This is a genomic window from Clostridium sp. (assembly GCF_036646415.1).
Taxonomy (GTDB): Bacteria; Bacillota; Clostridia; order Clostridiales; family Clostridiaceae; genus Clostridium_J.
This window is the reverse complement of record NZ_JAVXMF010000027.1, coordinates 24268-31923: the sequence shown is the minus strand read 5'-3', so window position 1 is coordinate 31923 and position 7656 is coordinate 24268. Positions and strand designations below refer to the sequence as shown.

8 protein-coding genes are annotated in these 7656 nt (G+C 29.9%); 2 read left to right on the top strand and 6 right to left on the bottom strand.

All coding sequences use genetic code 11. The features are described from left to right. Nucleotides 1–56: 56 nt before the first annotated feature. The 5 genes from RSD37_RS14330 to RSD37_RS14310 form a co-directional block, all read right to left on the bottom strand. Nucleotides 57–1808 carry an ABC transporter ATP-binding protein gene (locus RSD37_RS14330; protein ID WP_346947426.1) on the bottom strand — a complete coding sequence of 584 codons (1752 nt, stop codon included), beginning with the start codon at nt 1806–1808 and terminating at the stop codon, nt 57–59. A gap of 200 nt (nt 1809–2008) precedes the next feature. Then, nucleotides 2009–2461, bottom strand: a complete 453-nt coding sequence (locus RSD37_RS14325) for a PadR family transcriptional regulator (RefSeq protein WP_346947425.1) — start codon at nt 2459–2461, stop codon at nt 2009–2011. Nucleotides 2462–2466: 5 nt separating this feature from the next. Then, nucleotides 2467–3315: a DegV family protein gene (locus tag RSD37_RS14320; protein WP_346947424.1), complete on the bottom strand. Its 849-nt coding sequence runs from the start codon at nt 3313–3315 to the stop codon at nt 2467–2469. 162 nt (nt 3316–3477) lie between these two features. After that, nucleotides 3478–3702 (bottom strand): hypothetical protein, encoded by a 225-nt coding sequence (locus tag RSD37_RS14315; protein WP_346947423.1) that lies wholly within the window; start codon nt 3700–3702, stop codon nt 3478–3480. 183 nt (nt 3703–3885) lie between these two features. After that, entirely contained in the window at nt 3886–4827 is a 942-nt protein-coding gene (locus tag RSD37_RS14310; protein WP_346947422.1) for a zinc ABC transporter substrate-binding protein, read from the bottom strand. Between the two features lie 247 nt (nt 4828–5074). Here RSD37_RS14310 and RSD37_RS14305 point away from each other — a divergent pair, with 247 nt between their 5' ends. Both RSD37_RS14305 and RSD37_RS14300 read left to right on the top strand, forming a co-directional pair. Next, nucleotides 5075–5734, top strand: coding sequence for a metal ABC transporter ATP-binding protein (locus tag RSD37_RS14305; RefSeq protein WP_346947421.1), 660 nt, complete (start codon nt 5075–5077; stop codon nt 5732–5734). Further along, entirely contained in the window at nt 5721–6524 is an 804-nt protein-coding gene (locus RSD37_RS14300; RefSeq protein ID WP_346947420.1) for a metal ABC transporter permease, read from the top strand. Before RSD37_RS14305 ends, RSD37_RS14300 begins: the two co-directional genes overlap by 14 nt. A 67-nt stretch (nt 6525–6591) precedes the next feature. Here the strand turns inward: RSD37_RS14300 and add are convergent, their stop codons facing one another. Then, nucleotides 6592–7584, bottom strand: coding sequence for an adenosine deaminase (gene add / locus RSD37_RS14295; protein WP_346947419.1), 993 nt, complete (start codon nt 7582–7584; stop codon nt 6592–6594). Nucleotides 7585–7656 lie beyond the last annotated feature (72 nt).

The window sequence follows — 7656 nt, the reverse complement described above, 5'->3', positions numbered from 1 at the left end:
AAGGGAGTCATATTGCTTGTCTAATACTTCATCTTCATGATTAAAGTTTTCCATACCTATATTTCCTCCTCTTCCATAATTTCTTGCTCAATTTGTTGTTTTTCAAATATATCTTTATATATGCCTGATACATTCTTTAATTCCTCATGAGTTCCTTGCTCTACTATTTCTCCTTCATCAAGAACTATTATGTTATGTGCATCCTTAACTGCCGAAATCCTATGAGATATAATAATAGAGGTTTTATCCTTCATCACAGTTTTTAAGTTCTCTAAAATTTTCACCTCAGTTTTTGCATCTACCGCAGATAAACAATCATCTAAAATTAAAATATCTGGATTCTTTATAAGCGCTCTAGCTATAGAACTTCTTTGTTTTTGTCCACCTGAAAGAGTTGTTCCTCTTTCTCCAACTATGGTTTCAAATCCTAGTGGAAAATCTATTATATTATCATATATATCTGCCTTAATGGTAGCATCCTTTATTTTATCTATATCTATTTCATCAAATGCAAGTCCTATATTCTTTGATAAAGTTGTTGAAAACAAGAACGGATCTTGAGATACAAATCCAATATTTTTTCTTAGACTATTTAATGATATTCTATTTATATCCTTATCTCCTATAAAAATTTTGCCATCCTCCACATTGTAAAGCCTAAGTAATAGACTTATAAGTGTACTTTTACTACTTCCAGTTCTACCTACAATACCCAGAGTTTCACCTTTCTTTATTCTTATATTTATATTTTTTAGCGCTGGTGAAGATACATTGTTGTATGTGAAAGTTAGCTCATTTATTGAAATATCTCCATCTAAAGATTCTATCACCTCTGCATTTTTATCCACTATATCTGCCTTAGTCTTTAAAACTTCTTCAATTCTTTCTATGGATGCAAACCCTCTTTGAAGAATATTTATTACCCACCCAATAGCCATCATTGGCCACACTAAATTCCCAAGGTACATATTAAATGTAACAAAATCCCCTAGGGATATCTTGCCAAGAACTACAAAAGTTCCACCTACAATAATTAGCAGAGCAAAACTTAGTGAAGAAATAAACTCTATTAGTGGTGAAAAAACTCCCCATATTCTTATGAAATCCATGTTGGCTTCAAAATTCTTATTATTCTCCTCCATAAATTTTTCATACTCTTTTTCCTCTTGTACAAAAGACTTAACTATCCTAATTCCTGAAAAATTTTCTTGTACTACATCTGTGAGTTTTGAAAAACAACTTTGAACCTTCGTAAATTTCCTATGAATTTTCTTTCCAAATCTTTGTGACACTATTGCCACAAACGGAAGTGGTAATAAAGCTAGTATTGTTAATTTAACATTTATTGTTAGCATAATGAAAATTGTTGCAATAGTTAAAACTACTGCATCAAAGAACATAATAATTCCAGGTCCTAATGCCATTCTTACTGCATTTAAATCATTAGTTGCCAAAGCCATTAAATCCCCAGTTTTTCTTTCATTATAAAAATTGGATGATAATCCTTGCAAATGTTTAAAAAATTTGCTTCTTATATCATATTCTACTTGTCTTGACGTACCATTTACATATATTCTCCACATAAATCTTCCAAATGCTATTAAAAGTGCAATAATCAATATGTACATAATTGATTTAAGTAACGTATCCTTAGTTGCACTTCCTTGTGATAACCCATCAGTCAAAAACCCTAAAATTTTAGGTGGAACAAGTTGTAAAAAATCCACTAATATAAGAAAAAATATACCAATTAAGTACTTATTCTTATATGGTGTTGCATACTTTATTAATCCTTTAATCTTTTCCATTTACATCCCCCAATCTTGAAATTTAATTATTCAATAAAAATCCACACATTTATTTAAATAAAAAACCTTAATATGTATATAATATAAAATTTTACATATTATTTCAATATATATATTTAGAATTACTAAACATTTGTATCAAGAAATAATTTAAAAAGAAAAATCCCATAAACTTATTCTTCAAGTTCATAGGATTTTCCTTAACCATATAAATCTTCTTTAATTATTTTAAATACCTCTAAAGCTTCTTCAATTTTAGGTTGTAATAATATTTTCTTACTTTCAAATTCCTTAAGGCCAGCTTCTGTTATTGTATATATTTTTTGAGATTTCTTACCTTCTTCCCAAATACCCTCTATAAATCCTTGCTTCTCAAGTTTTTTTAGAAGGGGATATATACCTCCAGTACTAGGTATCCAAAAACCATTGGTTCTTTTACCTATCTGATGAGATATATCATTTCCATTAGTAGGTCCTAATGCTAATATATATAAAGTATATATGGGAAGTAACCCTTTTGTAAAAACCTGACCTACTGCCTCATTTTCACTTTTTACTTTTCTTAACTCATTTAATTTCTTTTTATATTCCTCATAAAGCTTTTTTTCTTCTTCTTTAATATTACTTAACTCTTTACCCAATTCATCATTCACACTGATTACTCCCTTTCATAGAAAACTACTCCTATGAATCCTGGACCTGAGTGAACGCCTGAAACTGGACTTAAATACCCACCAAAATTAATAAAATCTGCATTTGAGTGTGATTTAAATTTTTCTCCTAATGCTCTAGTTTCTTCTTCTGCTTCTCCGTGCATTAAATACACATTATATTTCTTACTATTAAGCTTTGCTACTCCAATGTCATAAATCTTGCTAATAGATTGTTTTCTTCCACGAACTTTCGCATAGGTATAATATACACCTTCTTTATCTATACTTACAATAGGTTTAAGGTGTAGAAATTGTGCAATTGTTCCTGCTACCTTTCCAATTCTTCCACCTCTAATAAGATATTCTAAAGTTCCAATAACAAAAAATATTTCGATTCTGTCACTTATATCTGGAAGTTTATCCACTATCTCTTGAAAGCTTTTTCCTTGTTCTATCATTTTACCAGCTTCTTCTATAGGTATTTCTTCCCCTTTTGATATAGACTTGGAATCATGTACATAAGTTTTAATCTCAGGATGGTTTTCTGCTACTAATTTTATAGCATTATTAGCTCCTGATAATTGAGATGAAATTGTAACAACTATGGCATGTGTATATCCTTCTCTCTTTAAACTTTCAAAGGTTTCTTCCATATCTTGCATTGATGGTAATGATGTAGTTGGTAATCCACTTTCTAATGTTTCATACACATATTGAGGTGTAATATCAATACCATCACTGAATTCTTTATCTCTATATATTATTCTAAAAGGTAATACCCTTACATTGTACTTATCTCTAATTTCTTGTGTTATATCACTTGCACTGTCTGTAATTAATGCTATTTTTTCCATATATATATATCACTCCTATATCCCTTCTAATATATTTATTATATATCAATAGTGAGCACATTATCAATAGTGATATATCAGAAGTGATAACTTTTTTATAATTAATTATTTGTTATAAAGTAAATTTTCTTTCCCATATAATAGTATCTGTAGTTTTTTATGCTACTTGTGTATTTTATTCTTAATAAGTTGTAAAGCCTCATTTAAATCTTCGCTTTCTATAAGAACTCCATCAACTCTTGTTATATACTTATATCCACACAAATTACATGCCCCTATACACATGTTTTCTGTTATCTTATCCTCTTCTCCAATAATCTCATTTAAACCTACTAATAACTTTTCTTGTCCTTCATTACATTTACAAGTACTTATTTTCTTTCCCATGATCTTCCTCCTTATAGACAATAACTATATTAAGCGCTGTATGAATTCAGTATTTAACAGCATTTTTACAATATAATTCTTCATCAGTTTTGTCAATATAAGTATAACTTATTTTATATAAAATAAAACATATACAATTAAGCATATGTTTTATTACTTTATAATTCTCTTATAGTTATAATATTATTCTGATTTACTTAAGGTTTTATATATAATTTCTACATTATATCTTAATGCTTCTGAGAAAGATTTACCATCTTCACTACTATGTAAAGTATATATTTGCTGGGTTGTTCCTCCAACTTCCTTTGCTAAGGTATCTGAAAGTGCTGGGCTTACCAATTCTTCAACAAAAATAGTTTTTATATTATTCTCTTTGCAATGTACAATTAGGTTCTCTAATTCCTTTGGTGATGGTTCTCCCTCTGCAAACACGCCCTCTATGCTATGTTGTACAATCCCTAAATCTCTACATAAATATCCAAAGGTTGCATGACCAGTTATAAAGTTCTTGTTTGTTAACACCTGAAACTTAGGATTATATTCTTCTATAATACCATCTATTTTTTTCTCAAAAATTTCATAATTACTTTCATAATAGCTTCCATTCTCAGGATCCTTCTCCACTAATGCCGCTTTAATATTCTGTGCTTCAATCTTCGCTGCATTAAGACCTAACCAGGTATGTGGGTCTTTATCTGAATGATTTTCTTCTGAGTTTACTTCCGTCAACTGGTCAGCCTCAGTATCATTTCCATTTATAAGCTCTACACCCTTGCTAGCTTCAACCATTATTACATTCTCACTATTTATTGCAGCCTGTACATCAGGTATCCATTCTTCCATGTCAGCTCCATTATAAATAAAAATGTCACACTCTTCTACAGCCTTCATATCCTTTGCTTTAAGTTCAAAATCGTGGGGTTCACTTCCCTCAGGAATAATATTCTTTATAGTAACTTTATCTCCTGCAATTTCCTGAGTTAAAGCATTCATTCCATAAAATGATGTAACCACATTAATAGTTCCACTTTCTTCCTCAGATACACTGTGAGTTTCACTTGAGCATGCAGTAAAAATTAAAGTCGCAGCCATCAGTATACCTATAATTCGTAACTTTTTCATAAATTTCACTCCTTTAATTGAAAATCATTTTCATAAGTAGTATAATTATATCATATTTATTTTTATTATCAACAATGAACTATAGTTTGCTGATAAGCTATAGTTCATTGTTGATAATTTATGTTTACTACATTTTAAACATTGTCCAAATTTATTTAAATAATTCACTTATAATAATTTATTTACAACAATGACTATATTATGCAAAAATATGGTTAGACTTATAACGAAAGAAAGGAGCTGGATTATGATAAAAATAAACAATTTATGTTTTTCATATACTAACTCTGGTCCACATATTATTCATGACTTATCACTGTCTATTGATAAGCAAAACTATGTTTCTATAATCGGTGCTAATGGAAGCTGCAAAAGTACTTTGATAAAGCTGATTTTAAATCTTCTTACTCCTCAAAGTGGAAGTATAAATTTAGATTCAAAAAAAATAGGCTATGTGCCTCAATTTGTAGAAAATTTTAATAGCTCTTTTCCTGTAACAGTGTGGGAAATATTAAATACTCACAGAAATGTTATGAAAATAACGGATAAGAATTCTATAACCACTGCACTAAAAAAAGTGGGTATGTTAGATCATAAAAATTCTCTCATAGGAAATTTATCAGGAGGACAACGTCAGAAAGTTTTCATAGCCAGGGCCATCCTAGCTAATGAAGATATCTTAATTCTAGATGAACCATCCACTGGAGTTGATAGTAAAAGTATGAAAGAAATTTATTCTTTGATAACTTCACTAAATAGAAAAAATGGTGTTACTGTAATATCCGTAGAGCACAACTTAGAAGCTGCTCTTAAAAACTCAACTCATATACTCAGTATGGACAATGGCTGTGGAACCTTGTATGCTGTTGAAGAGTATTTAAGGAGGATTTCCAATGTTTCAATATGAGTTCATGCAAAATGCATTCTTAGCTGCTATTTTCATTTCAATATTATGTCCAATTGTTGGAGTATTTTTAGTTCTTAAAAGACATTCAATGATGGGTGACACCCTTGCACATTCAGCCTTTGCAGGTGTTGCAATTGGTTTAGTCTTTGGCTTTAATCCAATCATATGTGCATTTATCTTCACCACGGTTTGCGGACTTTCTATAGAATATCTTAGAAATTACTATAAAAAATATGCAGAGCTTATCCTTTCTATAGTTCTTACCTTCAGTGTCGGTGTTGGTATTACTCTTATAAGCACTGGAAAAGCAAGTGGGAGTGTAAATAGTTACCTTTTTGGCAGTATCCTAACTGTAACCAAGTTTGATTTAGTTGTAATGGTACTTCTTAGTTGTATATCTATTATAGTACTGTATGTTTTATATGATAAATTACTTTATATTACCTTTGACGAAGAAGGTGCTAAGATTGCAGGTATTAATGTAAAGGCAGTGAACTATATTTTTGCCTTGCTGGTAGGTGCCACTATCTCCGTATCTATTCGTATAATGGGCATTCTTGTAATGTCTTCAATGATAGCCTTACCAGTAGCCACCGCTCTTCAACTTAATAAGGGTTTTAAACCTACCTTACTTCTATCCATACTATTTGGATTTGTAGATATAATTTTAGGATTAATTTTATCATATATTTTAAATTGTGCTCCTGGAGGTACTATTGCACTAACATCAGTATTTATACTAGTTGCAGTAATTATATATAATACAGCATTTAAATGCCGCAAAGGATAGAATGAAAATAGCTAAGATATATCATTTTTTTGATAAGTCTTAGCTATTTTTATATTATTATATATTCCTATAGTAAATCTTTTAGTTCTTTCTTAATCTCTTCTGTTGTAAATGCTCCATCTATTGAATCATTGTATATTTTTTTATAGTCCTCATAGGTCATATTCACGACCTTATTTATACTTTCACATTCCCCTGTTACATTAGTTCTTGATACTGTTCTATTGTCAGTATTAAATGAAACCTTTATTCCATCCTTATAGAATTTAAATATTGGATGTTCTTCATAAGTTTTTATAATTTTAGTCTGCATATTGCTAGTTGGACACATTTCTAAAATTACATTGTTTTCTTTTACTAAGTTATAAGCTTCATCCATGTCCTTTATAGCTACTCCATGCCCTATTCTCTCTGCATGAAGAAGGTTAATTGCATCTACTACATTTATCCCTATACCAGTCTCTCCCGCATGTATAGTAACTCTATAACCATATTCTCTAGCTATCTTTATAGGTTCTATAAATTCTTTAGCAAAGCCTTCATTTTCTGCTCCACAAAGGTCTATGGCTACCACACCTTTATTCAAAAATTTTCTTCCAGCCTCTACAACAGTAAGAGCACTATTTGCTCCTCTATGTCTTAAACAAGATAAAATTAAATTGGCATGAATATCAAAATCTTTTTTTCCTCTTCTTATTCCTGTAAGTACACTTTCTATTACCTCTTCTAGTGTTAATCCTTTTTCTGTGTGTAATGTGGGTGCATATCTAATTTCAATATATTTAACATTCTCTTTAGATGCATCTTCTAACAATTCATAAGTAATTCTTTCTAAGCTTTCTCTGCTTTGCATTATCTTAATTGGAATGTTGAATCTATCTAAATACTCTACTAATGACTTACACTCTAATGGAGCCTCCAACATTTCTGTTAATTGTTTTAAATCATAGGTTGGTATTTCTATTTTTTCTTTAACAGCTATATCTAATATAGTTTCCGGTCTTACACTCCCATCTAAATGACAATGTAATTCTATCTTTGGCAATGATTTAAAATCCATATCTCATACCCCTTTCTATTTTGTTGTATATTATCATATTCTAGTTTAAATATCAACAAGTTAATTGAAATT

Excerpts from the sequence above, each read along its gene's own strand:
- RSD37_RS14330 (WP_346947426.1), bottom strand. The coding sequence starts at position 1,808 with ATGGAAAAGATTAAAGGATTAATAAAGTATGCAACACCATATAAGAAT.
- RSD37_RS14310 (WP_346947422.1), bottom strand. The coding sequence starts at position 4,827 with ATGAAAAAGTTACGAATTATAGGTATACTGATGGCTGCGACTTTAATT.
- RSD37_RS14305 (WP_346947421.1), top strand. The coding sequence starts at position 5,075 with ATGATAAAAATAAACAATTTATGTTTTTCATATACTAACTCTGGTCCA.
- RSD37_RS14320 (WP_346947424.1), bottom strand. The coding sequence starts at position 3,315 with ATGGAAAAAATAGCATTAATTACAGACAGTGCAAGTGATATAACACAA.
- RSD37_RS14315 (WP_346947423.1), bottom strand. The coding sequence starts at position 3,702 with ATGGGAAAGAAAATAAGTACTTGTAAATGTAATGAAGGACAAGAAAAG.
- add (WP_346947419.1), bottom strand. The coding sequence starts at position 7,584 with ATGGATTTTAAATCATTGCCAAAGATAGAATTACATTGTCATTTAGAT.
- RSD37_RS14300 (WP_346947420.1), top strand. The coding sequence starts at position 5,721 with ATGTTTCAATATGAGTTCATGCAAAATGCATTCTTAGCTGCTATTTTC.